Below are 403 nucleotides of genomic sequence, written 5' to 3'. Positions count from 1 at the left end.
CGATGTCCAGGATGCGGCCTTGGCTGCCGAGGAGGATGGGGATGATGTCGGCGTCGCAGGCGATTTTGCGGACGGTGGCGGGGGTGACGGGGCCGGTGAAGGCGAACGTCCCGGTCCCGGCGGGCGTGTCGGGGAGCGGGGGCTGGCCGGTCGCGGTGTCGTCGGTCGCTGCGGGTGCGGTGCCTGTGGCTGCCGGGTTTTGCCAGTGGGTTTGTGCATTGTCGCCGGGGCGGCTGGGGCCGTCGGTGTTGGTGGTTGTCCGGGTCGTGGGTGTGTGTCGGGTGTAGCGGGGGCCGTTGGCGGCGGTGGTGTGGAGGCGGTTCAGGAGGTCCTGGTAGCTGATGGTGACCATGACCTGGGGCCGGAGTCCGCCGGTGGCTGGCAGGGTGTTGGTGGCGAGGGC

1 pseudogene is annotated in these 403 nt (G+C 71.2%); it reads right to left on the bottom strand.

Annotated features, from left to right (window positions below):
- Window positions 1-403 (bottom strand): annotated as a pseudogene (locus AC1DDG_RS21765) (HNH endonuclease signature motif containing protein); the annotation flags it as partial.

Source organism: Arthrobacter sp. 10L430, assembly GCF_056395245.1.
The sequence above is the reverse complement of the archived record's forward strand: the minus strand, read 5'-3'. Positions and strand labels throughout refer to the sequence as shown.